This window comes from Pseudomonas sp. AU12215, assembly GCF_001675465.2.
In the GTDB taxonomy this organism is placed as follows: Bacteria; Pseudomonadota; Gammaproteobacteria; order Pseudomonadales; family Pseudomonadaceae; genus Pseudomonas; species Pseudomonas nitroreducens.
Window position 1 is genome coordinate 1 of record NZ_MACM02000034.1, and the last position, 19,696, is coordinate 19,696.

The window sequence follows — 19,696 nt, forward strand, 5'->3', positions numbered from 1 at the left end:
GCCGCAGCGCCGGCATGTGGACCGTGGCGCTGACCTGCTCGGGCAACGCCCTGGGCCTGACCTACGAGCAGTACAAGGCGCTGCCGGCGGAAAAGCTTGAGCAGGAACGCCGCCGCATCGGCCAGATGTTCGAGGGCTCGCGGCCGCATTACCTGATCGACACCATCGCCGAACTGCCGGCGGTGATCGCCGATATCAATGCGCGCCTGGCGCGGGGCGAGATGCCGCAGAGCAGCTGATCCCGAGCGAGAACGAAGAAGGCCCGCCTGATGCGGGCCTTCTGCTTTCTGTAGGAGCGAGCTTGCTCGCGAACATCGCCGCGGGGAATCGGTTCGCCAGCAAGCTCGCTCCTATATAAGGATCGGCCATGCATCCCGTGATATCACGGCAATAGCACTTCAGACCGTTCGTCAGGCCTCTGTAAACATTCGGAACAAAATTTCCGTCCTTCATCTCGAAACGTCGGAGCTGTCATATCCGCGTTACACATCCGACAGCGGTGTATCAACGGATTTACAGCGATTAGAACGGATTCACGGTCGGATTCAGGACTTTTCGTCATAATTTGACGAGTTATTGCAAGATATTTCACAAGGATGCGAAATGGCTCTTCTCTCTTGCCGTAGAGCGCTTTCGGCAGATTCGTGCCGTGCTCCACGAGCCCCATGGATGGGTATCGCTCTTCCCCTTCGAACTGCCCTGCACCTGGCTGCCCTGGCCATGGGCGCGTGCAGTGGCGCCACCGCCCTGGCCGCCGACCCGCTCCCCGCCCAGCAGCTTCTGCAACAGCAGGAACGCGATCGCGCGCTGCGCGAGCAGATGGAACCCTCGCCAGATGTGCGCCTGAAGCTGCCACCCAGCGGCCTGGAAGGCAACCGCCTGCCGCGCAACGAGGCACCCTGCTTTGCGATCCGCCAGATAACCCTCACCGGCGATGCCGCCGAGCAATTCCAGTGGGCCCTGCGCGCCGCCGACCCGAAGGACGACCCGGCCACCGGCCAGTGCCTGGGCGCCAACGGCATCAACCTGACGATGAAGCGCATCCAGAACGCGATTATCGAACGCGGCTACGTCACCTCCCGCGTGCTGGCGCAGCCACAGGACCTGAAGAGCGGCACCCTGGAGCTGACACTGGTGGCGGGGCGCATCCGCTCGATCCGCTTCGCCGAGGGCACCTCGCACCGCGCCAACGCCTGGAACACCGTGCCCGCCAAGCCCGGCGACCTGCTCAACCTGCGCGACATCGAGCAGGCGCTGGAGAACTTCAAGCGGGTGCCCACCGCCGACGCCGACATCCAGATCACCGCCGCCGAAGGCGCCGGCGCGCAGCCCGGCGAAAGCGACCTGGTGATCGCCTGGCGGCAGAAATTCCCGATCCGCTTCAGCCTCTCGGTGGACGACTCGGGCACCGACGAGACCGGCAAGTACCTGGGCACCACCTCGGTGTCGTTCGACAACTTCCTGACCCTCAGCGACCTGTTCTACTTCAGCTACAACCACGACCTGGGCGGCGGCGACTCCGGCGATCGCGGCTCGCGCGGCCACACCCTGCACTACTCGGTGCCCTTCGGTTACTGGCTGCTGGGGGTGACCTCCAGCGAGTACGACTACCACCAGACCATCTCCGGGGCGAACCAGGACTACAGCTACAGCGGCGAGAGCAAGAACGACGAGATCAGCCTCACCCGCATGCTCTACCGCGACGCCGTGCGCAAGACCACCGCCAGCATCGGCGGCTGGAGCCGGCGCTCGAAGAACTGGATCGACGACACCGAGATCGAGATCCAGCGCCGACGCATGGCCGGCTGGTCGTTCGGCCTGACTCATACCGAATACATCGGCGCCTCCACCCTCTACCTGAGCACCGGCTACCGCCGCGGCACCGGAGCGCGCAATGCCATGGCGGCGCCGGAGGAACCCTTCGACGAAGGCACCTCGCGCTCCAAGATCATCACCGCCGAAGCCCAACTCAGCGTGCCCTTCGCCCTGGGCGACCAGCGCCTGCGCTACAGCAACACCTGGCGCGCGCAATGGAACCGCACGCCGCTGGTACCCCAGGATCGCTTCACCATCGGCGGGCGCTACAGCGTGCGCGGCTTCGACGGCGAGCAGATCCTCTCCGCCGACCGGGGCTGGCTGACCCGCAACGACCTCGGCCTGGCGCTCGGCCAGACCGGCCAGGAAGCCTACGTGGGCGTGGACTACGGCGAAGTCGGCGGGCAGTCGAGCAAGTACCTGATCGGCACTCACCTGGCCGGTTACGTGCTGGGCCTGCGCGGCGGTTATCGCGGCGTGTCCTACGACGTTTTCGTCGGCCAGCCGATCAGCAAGCCCAAGGGCTTCGACACCGCCACCACCACCGGCGGCTTCAACCTGACCTGGTCCTTCTGAGGAGGCGCCCATGCATATCGACGGATTCGACATCACCGCGCCGGGCTTCTTCGACGAACCCTGGAGCGAAGCCGAGGCGCTGGGCTCGGCGGTCTGGCTGTGGCTGCACTCGGCGTCCCACCGCGACATCCCGCTGCACGCGCTCAACGCCCTGCTGCTGCCGGCGATCAGCCATCGGCAGTTCATCCTCGGCCGGCAGAACGGCCGCCCGGTGTTCTACGTCGCCTTCAGTAACCTGAGCCTGGAAGCCGAGGCGCGCTACCTGAGCCAGCCGGCCATCTGCATGCCGGCCGCCGACTGGAATAGCGGCGAGCGTATCTGGTTCAACGACTGGGTGGCGCCGTTCGGCCACTCCGTTCCGGTGTCGCGCGTCCTGCAGCGACACTTCTTCGCCAACCGCTGCGGCCGGGCGCTGTACCACCGTGGCGAACAACGCGGCCTGAGGATCAAGAAGTTCCTGGGTGTCGCGGTCATGCCCGCCGAAGGGCGCGCATGGTTCTCCGACCACCCGCTGGCCATCCAGCTCTGAGCGCGCCCCGCGGCCTGCGCCCTGAACCGACAAAGGGATTTGTATGAACAAGCACCTCTACCGCATCGTCTTCAACAAGGCTCGCGGCCAACTCATGGTCGTTGCCGAGAACGTCACCAGCAACGGCAAGGCACCGGGCACCACGGAAGGCCCGCGGGGCGCTGTTGGCTCCGCGCTGCTGGTCAGCCTGCGCCCACTGCGTTTCGCCCTGATGGCGACGCTCGGGCTGATCAGCCTGGCCGTCCCGCTGGCCCAAGCCGACATCGTCGCCGACCATGGCGCCCCACCCGGCCAGCAGCCGGGCGTGATCAACTCCGCCAACGGCGTACCCCAGGTGAACATCCAGACGCCCAGCGCGGCGGGCGTCTCGCGCAACACCTACAGCCAGTTCGACGTGAACCAGCAGGGCGCGATCCTCAACAACTCGCGCAATAGTGTGCAGACCCAGCTCGGCGGCTGGATCGACGGCAACCAGAACCTGGCCAACGGCACCGCGCGGGTGATTCTCAACGAGGTCAACGGCAGCAACCCCAGCCAGCTGCGCGGCTACGTGGAAGTGGCCGGCGACCGCGCCCAGGTGGTGATCGCCAACCCGGCAGGCATCGCCTGCGACGGCTGCGGCTTCATCAACGCCAACCGCGCCACCCTCACCACCGGTACCGCGCAGATCGTCGACGGCCAGTTGCAGGGCTATGAAGTGCGCGGCGGCCGCATCGCCATCACCGGCAAGGGCCTGGACGCCAGCCAGACCGACTTCACCGACGTGATCGCGCGCTCCGTGGAGGTCAACGCCGGCGTCTGGGCGAACGACCTGCGCGTCACCGCCGGGGCCAACCAGGTCAACGCCGACAACAGCAGCGCACGGCCCATCGAAGGCAACGGCGAGAAGCCCTCGGTGGCCATCGACGTCGCCCAGCTCGGCGGCATGTATGCCGGCAAGATCATGCTGGTCGGCACCGAATCCGGCGTCGGCGTGCGCAACGCCGGGCAGATCGGCGCCAGCGCCGGCGACGTGGTGATCAGCGCCGACGGGCGCATTGGCAACAGCGGCCAGATCAACGCCACCGCCAACGTCCGCCTGGACAGCAACGGCGGTATCGACAACAGCGGCTCGGCCTACGCCAAGGGCGACACCGCCCTGAGCAGCCGCGGCGACATCCACAACAGCGGCATCGCCGCGGCGCAGCAGAACGTCAGCCTGAACGCCAATGGCATCGTCAACGACAGCCAGGCCACCCTGGCCGCCGGCGTGCAGGCGGACGGCAGCATCGGCACCAGCGGGCGGCTCGACATCACCGCCACCCGGCAGGTGAAGAGCCAGGGCGCCACTCTTGCCGGTGGCGACCTCGGGATCGCCGGCGCCGACCTTGACCTCAAACAGGGCCAGGCCAGCGCCCAGAACATTCGCCTGAGTGCCACCGCCAATGCCGACCTGAGCGGAGCAACGCTGGACGCCGGCAACCTCCTTGCAGCGAACATCGCGCAGAAGCTGACCTCCGATTCGGCCAGGCTGGCCGGCACCAGCGTGCAGTTGCAGGCCCACGACCTGTCCAACCGCAAGGGCGAGATCATCCAGACCGGCAGCGGCGACATGACCCTCGCCCTCCCCGGCACCCTGGACAACAGCGACGGCCGCATCGCCAGCAACGCTGCCAACCTGACCCTGGGCGCACTGAACCTGAACAACCGACAGGGCAGGATCGAACACGCCGGCAGCGGCACCCTGAAGGTCACCGCGAACTCCGTCGATGGCCGCAGCGGCTCCATCGCCAGCAACGGCCAGTTGCAGGCCAGCCTGAACGACGCCCTGCTCGACGGCGCCAGCACAGTCGCGCGGCAGATCGGCATCGATGCCGCGTCGCTCTCCAACCGCCAGGGCGAAATCCTCCAGACGGGCGCCGGTACCCTGCGCGTCAGCACCAGCGGCCTGCTGGACAACAGCGGCGGCACCCTCGCCGGCAATGGCGGCGTGCAGCTGGACGCAGGCACCCTGCTGAACCAGTCCGGTACCGTCCAGGCCGCCGGGGGCAACCTCCAGGCCAAGGTGAAGGACAAGCTGGACAATGCCTCCGGCACCCTCGCGGCGACTGGCAACTCGCGCGTGGAAGCCGGCGAGCTGGTCAATGCCAAGGGCAAGGTCACCGCCAGCGGCACGCTCGACGTCAGCGCCGGCAAGCTCAACAACGACACCGGCACCCTCGCCGCCAAAGGCGCACTGACGGCCCGTGGCGGCAGCATCAGCAACCAGGCTGGCACGCTCGGTTCGGTGGACGGCAGCGTGGCCGTCGACGCCACCCAGGGCAGCCTGGACAACCGCAACGGCCGCATCGAGGGCCAGCACCAGATCACCCTGTCGGGCCAGGGCGTGCTCAACGGCAACGGCCTGATCAGTGCCGGCAACCTCAAGCTGGACAGCAACCGCGCGACGCTCGACAACCAGAATGGCGTGCTGATCGCCAGCGACGGTGTTGAGCTGCAGACCGGCACGCTGAACAACCAGGGCGGCCTGGTCCAGGCCGCCGGCCTGCTGCGCATCGACGCCCATGGCCAGGCCATCGGCAACACCGACTCCGGCGCCAGCGGCGGCCTGCTCGGCAAGGGCGGGGTGATCCTCGCCAGCGGCGACCTGGACAACAGCGCCGGCTTCATCGGCGGCAAGGGCGACCTCGACCTCACCACTGCGCAAATCAACAACGCCCGTGGCGGCCTGTTGACCAGCGAAGGCAACGTGCGCATCAAGGCCAGCGGCCTGGACAACCGTGGCGGGCAGCTGCAGACCCTGGGCGACGCCGTGCTCGACCTCGCCAGCGGCCGCCTGGACAACGCCGGCAGCCTGCTGCGCGCCGGCGGCAAACTGCTGGTCACGGCGGGTACCCTCGACAACCGCAACACCCTGGGTACCGACCAGGGCCTCGAAGGCCATTCGCTGACGCTCAGCGCCAGCCAGATCGACAACCAGTCCGGTGCGGTGCGCGCCGACGAAACCCTCACCCTGAACAGCAGCGGCCAGCTGGACAACAGCGGCGGCCTGGTCAGCTCCAGCAAGAACCTGAACATCCTCGACGGCGCGGCCAGCAAGTCCCTGGCCATCCTCAACCACAACGGCAAGCTGATCGCCGGGCAGAAGCTGAGCATCGACAGCAGGAGCCTGGGCGGCGACGGCCAGACCCTGAGCCTGGGCGACATCAGCCTGAAGCTGAGCGACAGCTACGTGCACAGCGGCCAGTTGCAGGCCAACGGCAGCATCGACCTGCAGACCGCCGGCAACCTCGACAACCAGGCACGCCTCGTCGCGGGCCAGGCGCTGAAGGTGACAGCCGGCAACCTGAACAACACCGCCACCGGCGAGCTGAGCGCCACCAACCTGACCCTCGACACCGGCGGCACCCTGACCAACCGCGGCCTGCTCGATGGCCAGACCACCCGTGTCAACGCAGGCACCCTGAACAACCTCGGCAGCGGGCGCATCTACGGCGACCAGCTGTCGGTATCCGCCGGCGCCCTGCGCAACGACGTCGAAGACGGCAAGGCCGCCGTGATCGCCGCGCGCAATCGCCTGGACATAGGCGTGGGCAGCCTGCTGAACCGCGAGCATGCCCTGCTCTTCAGCGCCGGCGACCTCTACATCGGCGGCGCCCTGGACGCCAACGGCCACGCCACCGGCAGCGCCGGCGAAATCCGCAACGCCAGCGCCACCATCGAGGCCCTGGGCGACATGGGCCTGGCCAGCGCCGTGCTGCGCAACACCAACGAACATTTCAGCACCCAGGAAGTGGAAGTCAGCCGCGAGAGCATCCTCGAGTACCAGCTCACCGGCTCCACCAACCGCTACCGGCCGGAGCAGATTTCCATCTACAACTCCGAGGTGGATTACCTGGTCACCCCGGAGGGCGAGCGCGAGGACTGGAACCTCTACAACTACACCCGCGTGACCCGCGAAACGCAGATTCTCAGCTCCGATCCGGCGCAGATCCTTGCCGGCGGCAACCTGCGCCTGGACGTCGCCGACGCGCTCAACGACAAGAGCCGGATCATCGCCGGCGGCACCATCGGCGGTAACCTGGGCCGTCTGGAAAACACCGAGGCCCCCGGCGAGCGTGTCACTACCGAGAGCGGCATCGTCACCCACTTCTACCGCATCCAGAAGAAGGGCCGGGACAAGCAGGGCGCCGATAACGCCGCCTACAACCCGGCGGCCAGCATCGTCGACATCTTCCTCAAGCCCGGCGCCTACCTGCAGAACACCGCCCACGTCGGCAGCGGCACCCAGGTCGGCGATCTCAACCTGGGCCGTGTCGACCAGCCGGCAAGCGGTGCCGGCGCCGCCCAGGTCAACGTCGGCAACGGCCGGGTGATCAGCCCGGTACTGGAAGTGACTGCCGTGCAGACCAAGAACGATGCCGGCGTCGCCGAGAGCATCCGCACCGGCGGCATCGACACCCGCGTGCCGGACAACAGCCTGTTCCAGGTCAACCCGCAGGCCACCAGCGGCTACCTGATCGAGAGCGACCCGCGCTTCACCAACTACCGCGCCTGGCTGTCCTCGGACTACATGCTCGACCGCCTGAAGCTGGACCCCGGCCTGACCCTGACGCGCCTGGGCGATGGCTTCTATGAGCAGAAGCTGATCCGCGAACAGATCGCCCAACTCACCGGGCGGCGCTTCCTCGATGGCTACGGCAATGACGAAACCCAGTACCGCGCGCTGCTCGACAACGGCCTGACCTATGCCCAGGCCTGGAACCTGGTGCCCGGCGTCGCCCTGACTCCCGAGCAGATGGCGCAGCTGACCAGCGACATCGTCTGGCTGGTGGCCAAGGACGTCACCCTGCCCGATGGCAGCGTGACCCGCGCGCTGGTGCCGCAGGTCTATGTGCGCGTACGCCAGGGCGACATCGACGGTTCCGGCGCGCTGATGGCCGGGCAGAACGTCGACCTGAACATCCAGAACGACCTGGTCAACAGCGGCACCCTTGCCGGGCGCGACGTGCTGTCGATCACCGCGCAGAACATCCAGAACCTCGGTGGCCGACTGACCGGCACCGACGTGGGAGTGAAGGCCGCCGGCGACCTGAACAACCTCGGCGGCCTGATCGACGCCAGCCATAGCCTGACCGCCGTGGCCGGCCGCGACATCAACCTGACCTCCAGCACCCAGGACTCCCAGAGCGCCCAGGGCAGCGCCACGCGCCTGTCCCGGGTCGCCGGGCTGTTCGTCTCCGACCCGGCCGGCGAGCTGATCGCCACGGCCGGGCGTGACCTCAACCTGAACGCCGCCCAGGTGGTCAACAGCGGCGCAGGCGGCAAGACCACCCTGGGCGCCGGCAACGACATCAACCTCGGCACCGTGGCCGTCCAGGAACAGCAGAGCATGACCTGGAACAGCAGCAACTGGCGCAAGGAGTCCAGCGCCGGCGAAGTGGCCAGCAGCGTGCAGGGCCAGGGCGACGTGCGCCTGATCGCCGGCCACGACCTCAACTCCCGCGGTGCCAGCGTGACCAGCGAACAGGGCGCGGTGCAGGCTTCCGCCGACCACGACGTCAACCTCACCGCCAGCCAGAACAACGCCATGGCCGACGAGGCGCACAAGGTCAAGAGCAAGACCGGCTGGTTCTCCTCCAAGACCATCGTCACCCGCGACACGGTCGACGAAAGCCTGTCCCAGGGCTCGACCTTCAGCGGCGAGACCACCTACGTCAGCGCCGGCAACGACATCAAGGTGGAAGGCAGCAACGTGGTGTCCAACGGCGACACCACCCTGGTGGCCGGCCGCAACGTCACCATCGCCTCCGCCACCGACCACCTGAACGAACAGCACAGCCGCGACGAGAAGAAGAGCGGCCTGTTCAGCGGCGGCGGCATCGGCTTCACCATCGGCAGCCAGCAGCAGTCGGTGAAGAACACCGACGATGGCGACAGCGCCGCCGCCAGCACCGTCGGCTCGATCAACGGCAACGTCAACATCAAGGCCGGCGAGGCCTACCGCCAGGTCGGCAGCAAGGTCAGCGCGCCCAGCGGTGATGTGAACATCGAAGGCCGCACCGTCGACATCGTCGAGGCGCAGAACGCCCACCTCAGCACCCAGGAAAGCAAGTTCAAGCAGAGCGGCCTTTCCGTCACCCTGACCAACCCGATCATCACCGCCGTGCAGACCGCGCAGCAGATGAAGAAGTCCGCCGAGCGCACCGACGACAACCGCATGAAGGCCCTGGCCGCGGCCAATGTCGCGCTGGAAGGTGCCGGCGCCGCCTCCGCCGTCATGGCCAATCCGGCCCAGGCCGGCGGCATCAACATCAGCATCTCCATCGGCGCGAGCAAGAACGAGAGCCGCAGCGAGCAGCGCGGCAGCACCGCCGCCGGCTCCAGCGTGAGCGCCGGGCGTGACGTGAACATCACCGCCAGCGGTGCCGGCAAGGACAGCGACCTCACCGTGCAGGGCAGCCAGATCAGCGCCGGGCGCGACGCCAATCTCAAGGCCGACGGCGACATCGCCCTGCTGGCCGCGAAGAACACCGTCGAGCAGCACAGCACCAGCAAGGGCAGCAGCGCCAGCATCGGCATCGGCTTCGCCGTGGGCGGCACGCAGAACGGCTTCACCATCAACGCCGGCGCCTCGCAGAGCCGCGGCAACGCCGATGGCAAGGACCTGGTGTGGAGCAACACCCACGTCGACGGCGGGCGCCAGGTCAACCTGCAGTCCGGCGGCGACACCCAGCTGCATGGCGCGGTGGTCAGCGCGCCGCAGGTCACTGCCGACGTCGGCGGCAACCTGAGCATCGAGAGCCTGCAGGACACCAGCACTTACGACGCCAAGCAGTCGAGCAAGGGCGTGGGCGTCAGCCTGTGCATCCCGCCGTTCTGCTACGGCGCTTCCAGCGGCAGCGTCAGCAGCAACACGGCCAAGCAGAACTCCAACTACGCCAGCGTCACCGAACAATCGGGGATCAAGGCAGGCGACGGCGGCTTCGACATCCGCGTGAACGGCAACACCGACCTCAAGGGCGGCCTGATCGCCAGCAGCGACGCCGCCATCGAGGCCGGGCGCAACCGGCTCAGCACCGCCACCCTGACCCAGGCGGACATCCACAACGCAGCGGATGCCAAGGCCACCAGCAGCGGCGTCAACCTCAGTTCCGACATGGTCACCCAGGGCAAGTACGGCGTCGGCAAGGCCATCGTCGGCAACGCGCTGAACTCGGGCAAGGACTCCGGCTCGTCGTCCGGCGATACCCGCAGCGCCATCAGCGCCGGCACCGTGGTCATCACCGACGATGCCCTGCAACAGCAACTCACCGGGCAGAACGGCGCGGACACGGTCGCCGGCCTCAACCGCGACACCGCCAACGCGCACACCGCCGCCGAGCGCCAGGACGTCGACGAGATGCGCCGCACCGCCGAGGCGGAACAGGCGATCAAGAACGAAACCTACCGCCAGGCCGTGCAGTTCACCGACGACGCCTACCGCAAGATGTTCCTGGAAAAGGCGCGGATGTTCGTCATCCTCACCGACGACCAGGGCAACGTACTGCGCGACAAGGACGGCGTGCCGCTGCGCCGCGAACTCGACGACAGCGAGAAGGCCAACCTGCAGGCCGGTGGCGACGGCCGCGTGCACATCGCCAACAACGGCATCTTCAACGACGAGAACGGCGCGGCCCGCTACGCGGCGCAGCACAGCACCGCCGATGGCCCGCAGTACTTCATCTGGTTCCCCGACGCCAGCAACTCCGTCTCCGAGCTGCTCATCGCCGGCTACCAGAAGTACCTGGAGAACGACTTCTGGGGCCTGGCCAACGCCACCGTCGAGACCCGCGAAGCGCTGCTGCGCTATGGCGAGACCGGTCTGCACATCGACGGCCACAGCCGCGGCTCGATGACCACCGGCAACGCCATGGAGTCCATCGCACGGCTGCCCGATCCCAGCGGCAGCCTGAGCAACACCACCCTCAACTTCTACGGCCCGGCCTACAATGCCGCCAAGGCGGACGACCTGCTGGCCATGCTGCAGAATCGCGACGCGATGAGCGACGAGAAGAAGAACGAGATGGTCGTCCAGTTGCAGAACCACAAGACCGACCCGGTGGGCGGCTGGATCGGCTGGAACCCCGGCACCGGCGGCACCATCCCCGACGACAGCAATGCGCTCAAGGAGATCAAGAACGTGGCAGGCGGCAAGTACACGGTGCACAACTGCTACGGCAACGGCGACCCTGCCTGCCAGAAGTTCTGGCAGGACATGCCGGACAAGAAACCGGTACTCACCCCGGTGAAGACCTATCCGCCGACCCCATGAGCCCGCAGACATGCTGAAGCGCAACGGCGGCCTGGCCGCCCTTCTGCCCTGCCTGCTCCTGGCAGCCTGCAGCCAGGCGCGGCCGTTGCAACCGCCACCGCCGCTGTACGAGCTGTGGGCCAAGTCCGGCGTGGACCGGCAGGGCGTGCGCAACGCCCTGCTCGGCTGCGGCTTCCCCGACTCGGCCTACGTCGACAGCACGACCATCACCACCAACGACTACGCGCGCGGCGAGCAGTGCATGCTCGGCCAGGGGTTCGCCTACCAGGATCGCTACACCCTCTGCGATACCAGCCCGCAGCTGCCCGCCTGCAAGGCCACCGGCGCCGCGCCGAAGGCCGGCCCGACGCAGCGCCCACCCGCCTACACGCAATGGACGCAGGCCGGCGCCGACAGCCAGGGCGTGCAGCAGGCCATGAAAGCCTGCGGCTACACCACGGTGATCGAGCCCGTCGACCAGATGCTCCTCAACGACATCGCCGCCGCGCAACTGTGCATGCTCGATCGCGGCTTCCACTTCACCCGCCCGGCCAACAACCTGCTGTGCAAGAACCCGCCCATGCTGCCCGCGTGCCGCGGCAAGGTCATCGACACGCGCAACTGCTGCGCGCCGCCCAAGGCCGCCGGGCAACGCTGATACCAGGAATCACCATGTACGCCACGCTGTTCCCCCGCATCGGCGCCCTGGCGCTGGCCACGCTGCTGCTCGCCGGCTGCGGCAACCTCGCCAACGTGCAGTCCTACTCCACGCCCTACTCCGCGCCGGCTGGCGGAGAAACGGCACGCTTGCGCGTGATCACCAACGGCATGGCCCGCGGCGTTCCCGCCAGTGCCTGTATCGACTGGCGCCGCGAAGGCGCCGGCGTGATCGCCGTGGCGCAATCCGGCTTCGCCAACCGCAACGGCCAGAGCCTGGGCATGCCGCCCAGCCGCCAGGCCGAACAACTCAGCCAGGGCGGCTTCGCCAGCAGCGAGGTGCGGATACCGGCGGGCCAGCCCTTCGCCTTCAACTTCCAGAGCCGGGGCATGGTCAGCAGCGGCTATTCGTATAGCTGCCAGCAATCCATGACCTTCACCCCCGAAGCCGGGCAGGACTACGAGCTGCTGCTGATGGAAAGCGGCCAATGCCTGGCACGGCTGGTGCGCCTGGGCGATGGCCGCAACCTCAGCGGCAGCCTGCAGGACACCCGCTTGTGCAAGGCCTCCGACGCGCTCTGAGCGCCGCTTTCAGGGTTGCGAATACGGCGGATAGCGGTCATCTGGCACACGCCGCTGGCTGCCGGGGTCCGGCCCATCCTCGGGAGCATGGGCCGGATGTGGCGGGTCGACCTGCGGGTCGGCCAGGTCCGGCGAATCCGGATCGAACCCCAGGTCGGGGTCCACGTGGTGCGAGCCATCGGCGGGCGCCTGGCCCGACGCGAACAGCCAGCGCTCGCTGGCGGCCACGGGATGCTCGCTGAGGGGGACATGGCGTTTCATGATCACCTCCTGCGTCTCTGGCAGTGACAAGGCAGTTTACGCGCAGCCATCCCCCTGGGTTTCCCCTGCACCGACAGCCGGCCGGTTTCGCTCGCCGCCTCAGGGAAACCCGCGATCTAGACCATGGTCGCAAAGACCCGACCGCCCATCTGTGACACCTTCGCGCGCTTTTTCAGTGCCCCCGGAGTCACCGTATGCCCTCGCCCCTCTCCTCCAGCCAGCTCACCCGCCTGAGCGCCCTCGCCCTGCTCGGAGGCATCGCCGCCCCGGCCAGTGCCGACTTCCTGGAGGACAGCAGCGCGCGCCTGGAATCGCGTACCTTCTACTTCAACCGCGACTTCCGCGACGGCAGCTCGTCCAACCCGCAGGGCGCCTCCAAACGCGAAGAGACCGCCCAGGGCTTCATCCTCAATCTGCAGTCGGGCTACACCGAAGGCACCGTCGGCTTTGGCGTCGACGCCCTGGCCATGCTCGGCGTCAAGCTCGACTCCAGCCCCGCCGACAGCAACAGCGGCCTGCTGCCTTCCAGCGGCCACGACCCGCGCCACTCTGCGGACCAGTACGCCAAGGCGGGCGTCACCGGCAAGCTGCGCGTGTCCCGCACCCAGCTGAAGTACGGCGCGATGCTGCCGGACATGCCGCTGCTCAAGTACAACGACGGCCGCCTGCTGCCCAACATGTTCCACGGCGCGCAGCTGACCAGCGAGGAAATCGCCCACCTCAAGCTCACCGCCACGCGGCTGGAGCGCTACACCGCGCGCGACTCCAGCGACGCCCAGGACGTGCGCCTGAACTGCAAGAACAAGCGCTACGCCTGCGACACCACCGGCAACCGCTTCGACACCTACCAGGCCGACTACCAGGTCAATGACCAACTGCTGCTGCAATACGCCCAGGGCGGGCTGGAGAACGTCTACCGCCAGCGCTACGTCGGCATCGTCGGCAAGCAGGCGGTGGGCGCCGGCAAGGTCACCGCCGACCTGCGCTGGTTCGACAGCGACGACGACGGCTCGGCCCGCGCCGGCGAAATCGACAACCGCGCGCTGAGCCTGCTGCTGTCCTACGCCCAGGGCGGCCATATCCTCAGCGCCGGCTGGCAGCGCATGAACGGCGACAGCTCCATGCCCTACCTCGACGGCAGCAACCCCTACCTCGCCAACTACGTGCAGGTGAACGACTTCGCCAATGCCCGGGAGCGCTCCTGGCAACTGCGCTACGACTTCGACCTGCGCAGCGTCGGCGTGCCCGGCCTGAGCTTCATGACCCGCTACGTCAACGGCGACCACATCGCCCTGGCCAATGGCGACGAAGGCAAGGAATGGGAGCGCGACGTGGAGTTCAAGTACGTGATCCAGGCCGGCACCTTCAAGGACCTCAGCCTGCGCCTGCGCAACGCCACCTACCGCACCAACTACGAACAGTCGGCGCGGGACGTGGATGAGGTCCGGCTGATCGCGAGCTACAACTTCTCGATTCTCTGAGCCAGCCGAACACCCCCTCTCACCGGGCGATGCCTGCCCACGCTTCGGTGACAGCTCCGGCCCGACGTTCCGTCGTGGCCGAGCCAGGGTCTGGGGCCCCCAGGGTTCGGACGAAGAATGCCGAAGCCTTGTCCCAGCCTTCCCGACGGTGAACGTAGCCCAGCAACTCGGCAGTCATCTCCCGAGCCTTGGCGATGGCAGCGCTGTTGCTCTTGTACGCCCCGTCCTTTTCACAGTGGGTCTTCCGGTTCTCGGCATCGTACGTATACAGATGCAGCAGCCTGCCGGTGCCGTTCTCGCGTTGCGTGTGACTGGCGCTGTAACTGTCCTGGATCAGGTGGGCGATCGCCCCTGCGGCCAGTGATCTCAGGTTTTCCTCCTGATCGCCCTGGCGATACATGTGCTTCATGTCGAAAACATCGAGCACCGTGCAGTCACTGGGGTTGGCCAGTTGCGGATTGCGCGAGCAGCCGACCTTGCCGAAGAACTCGTGGTAGGGCGTTGTCTTGCGAATGGTGTTGGCCGACACCTCCCCGATCGCGACCCGGTAGGTGTATTCCAGCCACCGATACATCTTCGCTCTGGCCTGCGCGTCGGACTCATCCGCAGCCCGCATCGCATGAAGGAATTGCAGATCACCATGGTGTACGCGGCGGGTCAGCGTATTGGGTCGACTGGCGTCTTCCTCATGGGCCTTGAACAGCCAGATATGCGCCGTGCCGTTGTAGTGCCAGGCCTTGCGCGTCAGCTCTTCCGGGTCATCGTTCCACTCCACGCCCCCCAGTAACGGCAGGAGCCAGGTCCTGCCGCGCAGGACTTTCGCGTATGCCGGCTGATAGGCCTGCCGAGTGATGATCTCGTGGATGGCCTGATTACGGCTGTCGAGGATGTAGGAACGCAGATGGCATTGCGCGGCGCTCGCATCGTCGCGGATTTCCAACTGCACCGCGCTGGAGCCGTAGTCATTCGCGCCACCTTTCCAACTGACTGGATGGATTTCGAACGCCATGGCCTGGCTGACCAGGAGGATGCCCAGAAAGCCCAACGGAATGCGCATGTTTTCTTCCTTGAAGTGAGGCGGGGGCTGCTGGCAGAGCCTGAACCCCCCCAAAGCGCCGGTCATCATCGAGATGAATGATGACCGGGCAACCCGCCAACGGCACTCTGGGTCAGGCGCGCACCTCCACCGAAAGACTTCTGCGCCGGGCCTGGGAGGCAATATGAAAAGGGAATTTCTGGTAACCGCCTGCCTGTTGATCGCGGGCTGCTCCAGCAACGCGCAGTTCCTCGTCGGCACAGATAGCGACCCGCAGGGACTGACGCTCGATCAACTCGAAGCGCAGAACACAGCAATCCGCCAGACCCTGGCCCCCTGCGACACCCTGTTCGGCGTGAAGACCGAGAAAGCCGAGCAGAAAGCTCGAACAGCCTGGTGGCTGAAGGTCATCGGCGTGACGTCGGCGTCCATCGTCGCCCCGGCCCTGACGGCGGCGAACGCCTCCGCCAACGCAGCCTGGATAGCCGGCGCCAGCGGGACCGGTGGCGCGGTGATCGCCGTGCTCGACAGCGCCGATTCGATGGGCATAAGCGGCGTCGCCGCATTACGCGGCCTGACCCAATTGGCCCAGGATATCGGGCCAGACATCGATATCGCCGAAGACATCGGCAAACCCTACAACGAACGCACAGCCGCCGCCGCAAGGGCCGCCCGCAAGTGCCGGTTCCAGGTTCCCACTGTGGCGCCGGCTGCTGCTCCAGCACCAGCTCCGACTCCAGCTCCTGGCGCCGCGAAGGGTTGACCTCTTTGCTCTTGCGCCGTGCGGCGAAGCCGGCTCCGCATTCACCTCTCCCACCCTGATCGCTCCTGCGTGTTTGGGGAAGGGACGAGCCCCGCTTCATTCTGTCGGCAATGTCCTGCCACTGCATCGCAGCAACCAACCGAGAAGCCTCACCGGCCATTAGCCTTAGCGCCGCCCCTGGCCTCTGAACCGCCGCAGCGTCATCGCGGCCGGGCGTAGGAAACCCCAGCAGTATCTCTCAGGGCACGGCAGCTCCGTAGCCACGACTCGGGGACGTAATCCGTTTGCGGACTCCTGTTTCATGGTGCCCGCGCGGGAGGCCTTCGGGCCTAGCGGGTCCCTGAGACCGGCGCTTCCTACCCTCGCACGGTTGCCTCTCTTCCCGCAGGAAGGGTTGATTGGCGGCCCTCATTCATTCTCGGGAAGAGCGAACGATCCCACCTCGCGGAGGATCGCCAAGCGCGAATTTCTCCCCCCGTCACCGTGACCGGCCAGTCCGGCGAGGAAGTCCTCTTCATCCACGCACTGGCCCCGCTGCTCAGCGAAGCCCGACAATTCTACGAGCTTGCCCTGGAGCGCCCCGGCTACAGGGCAGGGCCGGCCCACCTGGCGCCGGCCCGGCAAGCGCCGCCTCACTTCTTGGCGGTGAGCGTGCTGTAGCTGGTGATCAGGTTGCGGTAGTCGGGGATGTGGTTGGAGAACAGCGCGGCAAGGCCTTCGATGTCGTTGCGCCAGTCGCGGTGCAGCTCACAGGCCACGCCGAACCAGGTCATCATCTGCGCGCCGGCGGCCTCCATGCGGCGCCAGGCGGCGTCACGGGTGACTTCGTTGAAAGTGCCCGAGGCATCGGCGACGACGAAGACATCGAAGCCCTCTTCCAGCGCCGACAGCGCGGGGAAGGCCACACACACCTCGGTGACCACGCCGGCGATGATCAGTTGCTTCTTGCCGGTGGCCTTCACCGCCTTGACGAAGTCCTCGTTGTCCCAGGCGTTGATATTGCCCGGGCGGGCGATGTAGGGCGCGTCGGGGAACAGGTCCTTCAGCTCGGGCACCAGCGGGCCGTTGGGGCCGTTCTCGAAGCTGGTGGTGAGGATGGTCGGCAGCTTGAAGTACTTGGCCAGGTCGGCCAGAGCCAGGACGTTGTTCTTGAACTTGTCGGGCTCGATGTCACGCACCAGCGAAAGCAGGCCGGCCTGGTGATCGACCAGCAATACCGCGGCCTGGGACTTGTCGAGACGGACGTAGGGCTTGCTCATGGGATTTCCTCTGGATGAAGGTCGCCCGGTTCTGGGCGCCGGGCCGGTGATGAGTCAGCGGTACTGCGTGCTCGCTCAGTTCGTGCGCCGCCAGGCGCAGTGGCAGGTATCAAGCGTAGGCCATGAAGCCTGGCACGCCGGTGCAAAAAAGTTTGCACTTCGATTCCAGCCGCCGGTCCACGGTGAAGGAATTCTGAGAACGGATGATGACGACCGGGGCTTCAGACTTCCCTTACATATCTCACCCACGACAATTCCTTACCATTCGTCGACATTGTTGTTGTAAGCAGTTCTTCCCAATGGAAATATTCGCGAAATGTCTAAGCTGAAAACTGTAGGAAGCGTGTGGGGGAACTAGCGCCATGGCCAGGAACGTAAAAGAGCGCGCAACCGTGATTTGCCGGCTCGACGACAAGATTCTGTTCGTCCGCAAGGCCAAGTCGAAATGGAACCTTCCCGGCGGCCGTATCGAAGCCGACGAACGCCCAGGCCAGGCCGCCGTGCGCGAGCTGATCGAGGAAACCGGGCTGGCCATCGAGCAGATGAACTACGTGGCGCCGCTGGAGCTGTACCAGACGCTGCACTACGTGTTCGAAACGCCGGTCGACCCGGCGCAGCAGCCGACCCCGCTGAACGAGATCGCCGATTGCCGCTGGTTCACCCCCGAGGAGGCGAGCAAGCGCAACATCAACAAGTCGGTGCGGCGCCTGTTGCGTTCGTGTCTGAGCAAAGAGGCCGGCTGACGCCGGCCTTTTTCATCGCCCCCTCTCCAGCCCACGGCGGACAACGCAGGCGCGTTCGTCTCCCCTGTGCTGCTGACCACCGTTTCAGCTGCCCTGCCCTATTGCTCGATGATTCATGCACTCCAGCGCTTGCGCGCATTCAGATACGCCGCCAAGTCACCGTAGCCCAGGCGCTCGGCGATGCGCGTGCGACTTTCTCCCTGCAGTTCCAGGTGCTGCTCCAACTCCTTGCGCACCTGATCGAGCAACTCGCGAAATCCCAGATCCTGTTCCGCCAACCGCCTGCGCAGGGTGCGCGGACTCTGGTGCAACTGGTCTGCGACGCTTTCCAGCGCCGGGACCTCGCCGCGTTCGAGCATCCGTCGGGCGATACCCGCTGCCCTGGCCGCCCACCCGCTGAGTTGGCGCAGTCGGGCGAGGCGGCGATCAAGCTCCATCGTGAGCAGCTCCACCAGACCGGCATGACGCCCAAGTAGCGGCAGGGACAGCGTCTGCGCGTCGAAATACAGTCGGTTGCAGGTGCTCCCGAACTCCACCCGCTGACCGAACCACTGCGTGTACTGCGCGTGGTACTCGGGCCGTGCGTGGGCAAAACAGGCACGCACCGGGACGACGGCGCTGCCGGTACCCCGACGCAGTTGAGTCACCGCCATCACGCAGTAATGCTCCAGCAGGTATCGGCTCAGCGGTTCGGGGGCATCGATGACCAGTTCGACGGCGACGCTGTCGCCCTCTTCCAGCAGCCGGAAGGTATCGGTGTCCGCGGCCAGCGGCGCATAGCGCACCCAGCAGAGCACAGCCTGCCGCACATCGGCGCAGAACTGCGCGAGGTGGGCGATCACATGCCAGTCCTGAGGGGTGAACAGGCCGAACAGCTGCAGGCCGATGGCGGGCTCCAGGCTCGCCGCTTCAAGCCAGAGCTGCTCCAGCTCGACCAGGCTGTAATCGCTGTGCCGGCGCGCACGGTGGCTGCTCAGGTAGCGCTCCAGCACCTGGCCGAGCGGCCCGCGGTGGTAGCGCTGCGCCGCCGGGTTGGCCAGTTCTCGGATGTTTCTGTCCTTTTCGCGCATGGGTCGCCGTTCGGTCATGGGTTCTGATGGGCACGCCTTGTCCCATTGGACCCGAACCGAGAGTGTCATGACTACAACAACAATGCTCCCAGACAATCCGACCGTGATCGTGGCGGGGATATTCTTCGCCTTCATCGCCCTGGAAATGGCCTGTGCCACCTTCCGCCAACCCCATGGCCAGCGTCGTGACGCGCTGATCGAGATTTTCGGCTCCAGCCTTCTGCTGGCGGTGACCTTCCCACTGGTGATGTGGGCCAGCGGCGCCCTGCTCGACCTCGCCATTCCCGCCGCCGCCGGTTCCCTCGCGGGCATCCCCTGGCTGGCCGGCTTCGCGCTGTTCCTGCTGTTCGACGACCTGACCCAGTACTGGTGGCATCGCCTGGCCCACCGCGTGCCGTTCCTCTACGCCCTGCACCGCGCGCACCATTCGGCGCCGTACATGAGCATCCGCATCGTCTACCGCAACAACAGCTTCTACTACCTGCTGATGCCGGGCCTGTGGTTCTCCGGGGCGCTGATCCACATGGGGTTGGCGAACGTCTACTACGTCTACCTGATCCTGAAGATGTGCGTGATCTTCGGCGCCGACAGCAACCTCGCCTGGGACGACAGGCTCTATCGCATCCGCGTCCTGCGCCCGCTGATGTGGCTG

General features: G+C 66.6%; 13 protein-coding genes and 1 pseudogene. 10 read left to right on the forward strand and 4 right to left on the reverse strand.

Annotation, left to right across the window (positions count from 1 at the left end; genetic code table 11):
* From A9513_RS09210 to A9513_RS09235, 6 genes and pseudogenes are all read left to right on the forward strand, one after another.
* Positions 1-239: pseudogene (locus A9513_RS09210) on the forward strand (phosphonoacetaldehyde hydrolase); the annotation flags it as partial.
* 430 nt (positions 240-669) lie between these two features.
* Positions 670-2,391 carry a ShlB/FhaC/HecB family hemolysin secretion/activation protein gene (locus tag A9513_RS09215; protein WP_240157969.1) on the forward strand — a complete coding sequence of 574 codons (1,722 nt, stop codon included), beginning with the start codon at positions 670-672 and terminating at the stop codon, positions 2,389-2,391.
* 10 nt (positions 2,392-2,401) lie between these two features.
* A complete protein-coding gene (locus A9513_RS09220; RefSeq protein WP_065084528.1) occupies positions 2,402-2,920 on the forward strand; it encodes a toxin-activating lysine-acyltransferase in 519 nt (172 codons plus the stop codon).
* A 43-nt stretch (positions 2,921-2,963) separates the two neighbouring features.
* Complete coding sequence (locus A9513_RS09225; protein ID WP_065084529.1) at positions 2,964-11,213, forward strand: hemagglutinin repeat-containing protein; 8,250 nt, start codon at positions 2,964-2,966, stop codon at positions 11,211-11,213.
* A 10-nt stretch (positions 11,214-11,223) separates the two neighbouring features.
* Positions 11,224-11,850: a hypothetical protein gene (locus A9513_RS09230; protein WP_065084530.1), complete on the forward strand. Its 627-nt coding sequence runs from the start codon at positions 11,224-11,226 to the stop codon at positions 11,848-11,850.
* Between the two features lie 14 nt (positions 11,851-11,864).
* Positions 11,865-12,431, forward strand: a complete 567-nt coding sequence (locus tag A9513_RS09235) for a hypothetical protein (RefSeq protein ID WP_065084531.1) — start codon at positions 11,865-11,867, stop codon at positions 12,429-12,431.
* 9 nt (positions 12,432-12,440) lie between these two features.
* On the opposite strand, the gene A9513_RS09240 is transcribed toward A9513_RS09235, so the two are convergent.
* A complete protein-coding gene (locus tag A9513_RS09240) occupies positions 12,441-12,692 on the reverse strand; it encodes a DUF6021 family protein (RefSeq protein WP_024763517.1) in 252 nt (83 codons plus the stop codon).
* 194 nt (positions 12,693-12,886) lie between these two features.
* Here A9513_RS09240 and A9513_RS09245 point away from each other — a divergent pair, with 194 nt between their 5' ends.
* A complete protein-coding gene (locus tag A9513_RS09245; protein ID WP_065084532.1) occupies positions 12,887-14,173 on the forward strand; it encodes an OprD family porin in 1,287 nt (428 codons plus the stop codon).
* A 19-nt stretch (positions 14,174-14,192) separates the two neighbouring features.
* Here A9513_RS09245 and A9513_RS09250 read toward each other — a convergent pair whose 3' ends face one another.
* Positions 14,193-15,230, reverse strand: coding sequence for a hypothetical protein (locus tag A9513_RS09250; protein WP_065084533.1), 1,038 nt, complete (start codon positions 15,228-15,230; stop codon positions 14,193-14,195).
* A 163-nt stretch (positions 15,231-15,393) separates the two neighbouring features.
* Here A9513_RS09250 and A9513_RS09255 point away from each other — a divergent pair, with 163 nt between their 5' ends.
* Complete coding sequence (locus A9513_RS09255) at positions 15,394-15,972, forward strand: hypothetical protein (protein ID WP_065084534.1); 579 nt, start codon at positions 15,394-15,396, stop codon at positions 15,970-15,972.
* Between the two features lie 632 nt (positions 15,973-16,604).
* On the opposite strand, the gene ycaC is transcribed toward A9513_RS09255, so the two are convergent.
* Positions 16,605-17,231, reverse strand: coding sequence for an isochorismate family cysteine hydrolase YcaC (ycaC, locus tag A9513_RS09260; RefSeq protein WP_024763520.1), 627 nt, complete (start codon positions 17,229-17,231; stop codon positions 16,605-16,607).
* Between the two features lie 362 nt (positions 17,232-17,593).
* Between ycaC and A9513_RS09265 the strand changes: the two genes are divergently transcribed.
* On the forward strand, positions 17,594-17,974 hold the full coding sequence (locus A9513_RS09265) for an NUDIX hydrolase (protein ID WP_024763521.1): 381 nt from the start codon (positions 17,594-17,596) through the stop codon (positions 17,972-17,974).
* 113 nt (positions 17,975-18,087) lie between these two features.
* On the opposite strand, the gene A9513_RS09270 is transcribed toward A9513_RS09265, so the two are convergent.
* Positions 18,088-19,044 carry an AraC family transcriptional regulator ligand-binding domain-containing protein gene (locus tag A9513_RS09270; RefSeq protein WP_065084535.1) on the reverse strand — a complete coding sequence of 319 codons (957 nt, stop codon included), beginning with the start codon at positions 19,042-19,044 and terminating at the stop codon, positions 18,088-18,090.
* Between the two features lie 67 nt (positions 19,045-19,111).
* On the opposite strand from A9513_RS09270, the gene A9513_RS09275 reads away from it, so the two are divergent.
* Positions 19,112-19,696 (forward strand): sterol desaturase family protein (locus A9513_RS09275; RefSeq protein WP_065084537.1); only part of this gene is annotated, 585 nt, incomplete at its 3' end.

Bases quoted from the DNA above. Each gene is read 5' to 3' on its own strand.
- A9513_RS09215 (WP_240157969.1), top strand. From the start codon at position 670: ATGGGTATCGCTCTTCCCCTTCGAACTGCCCTGCACCTGGCTGCCCTG.
- A9513_RS09245 (WP_065084532.1), top strand. From the start codon at position 12,887: ATGCCCTCGCCCCTCTCCTCCAGCCAGCTCACCCGCCTGAGCGCCCTC.
- A9513_RS09255 (WP_065084534.1), top strand. From the start codon at position 15,394: ATGAAAAGGGAATTTCTGGTAACCGCCTGCCTGTTGATCGCGGGCTGC.
- A9513_RS09240 (WP_024763517.1), bottom strand. From the start codon at position 12,692: ATGAAACGCCATGTCCCCCTCAGCGAGCATCCCGTGGCCGCCAGCGAG.
- A9513_RS09265 (WP_024763521.1), top strand. From the start codon at position 17,594: ATGGCCAGGAACGTAAAAGAGCGCGCAACCGTGATTTGCCGGCTCGAC.
- ycaC (WP_024763520.1), bottom strand. From the start codon at position 17,231: ATGAGCAAGCCCTACGTCCGTCTCGACAAGTCCCAGGCCGCGGTATTG.
- A9513_RS09235 (WP_065084531.1), top strand. From the start codon at position 11,865: ATGTACGCCACGCTGTTCCCCCGCATCGGCGCCCTGGCGCTGGCCACG.
- A9513_RS09250 (WP_065084533.1), bottom strand. From the start codon at position 15,230: ATGCGCATTCCGTTGGGCTTTCTGGGCATCCTCCTGGTCAGCCAGGCC.
- A9513_RS09225 (WP_065084529.1), top strand. From the start codon at position 2,964: ATGAACAAGCACCTCTACCGCATCGTCTTCAACAAGGCTCGCGGCCAA.
- A9513_RS09220 (WP_065084528.1), top strand. From the start codon at position 2,402: ATGCATATCGACGGATTCGACATCACCGCGCCGGGCTTCTTCGACGAA.
- A9513_RS09270 (WP_065084535.1), bottom strand. From the start codon at position 19,044: ATGCGCGAAAAGGACAGAAACATCCGAGAACTGGCCAACCCGGCGGCG.
- A9513_RS09230 (WP_065084530.1), top strand. From the start codon at position 11,224: ATGCTGAAGCGCAACGGCGGCCTGGCCGCCCTTCTGCCCTGCCTGCTC.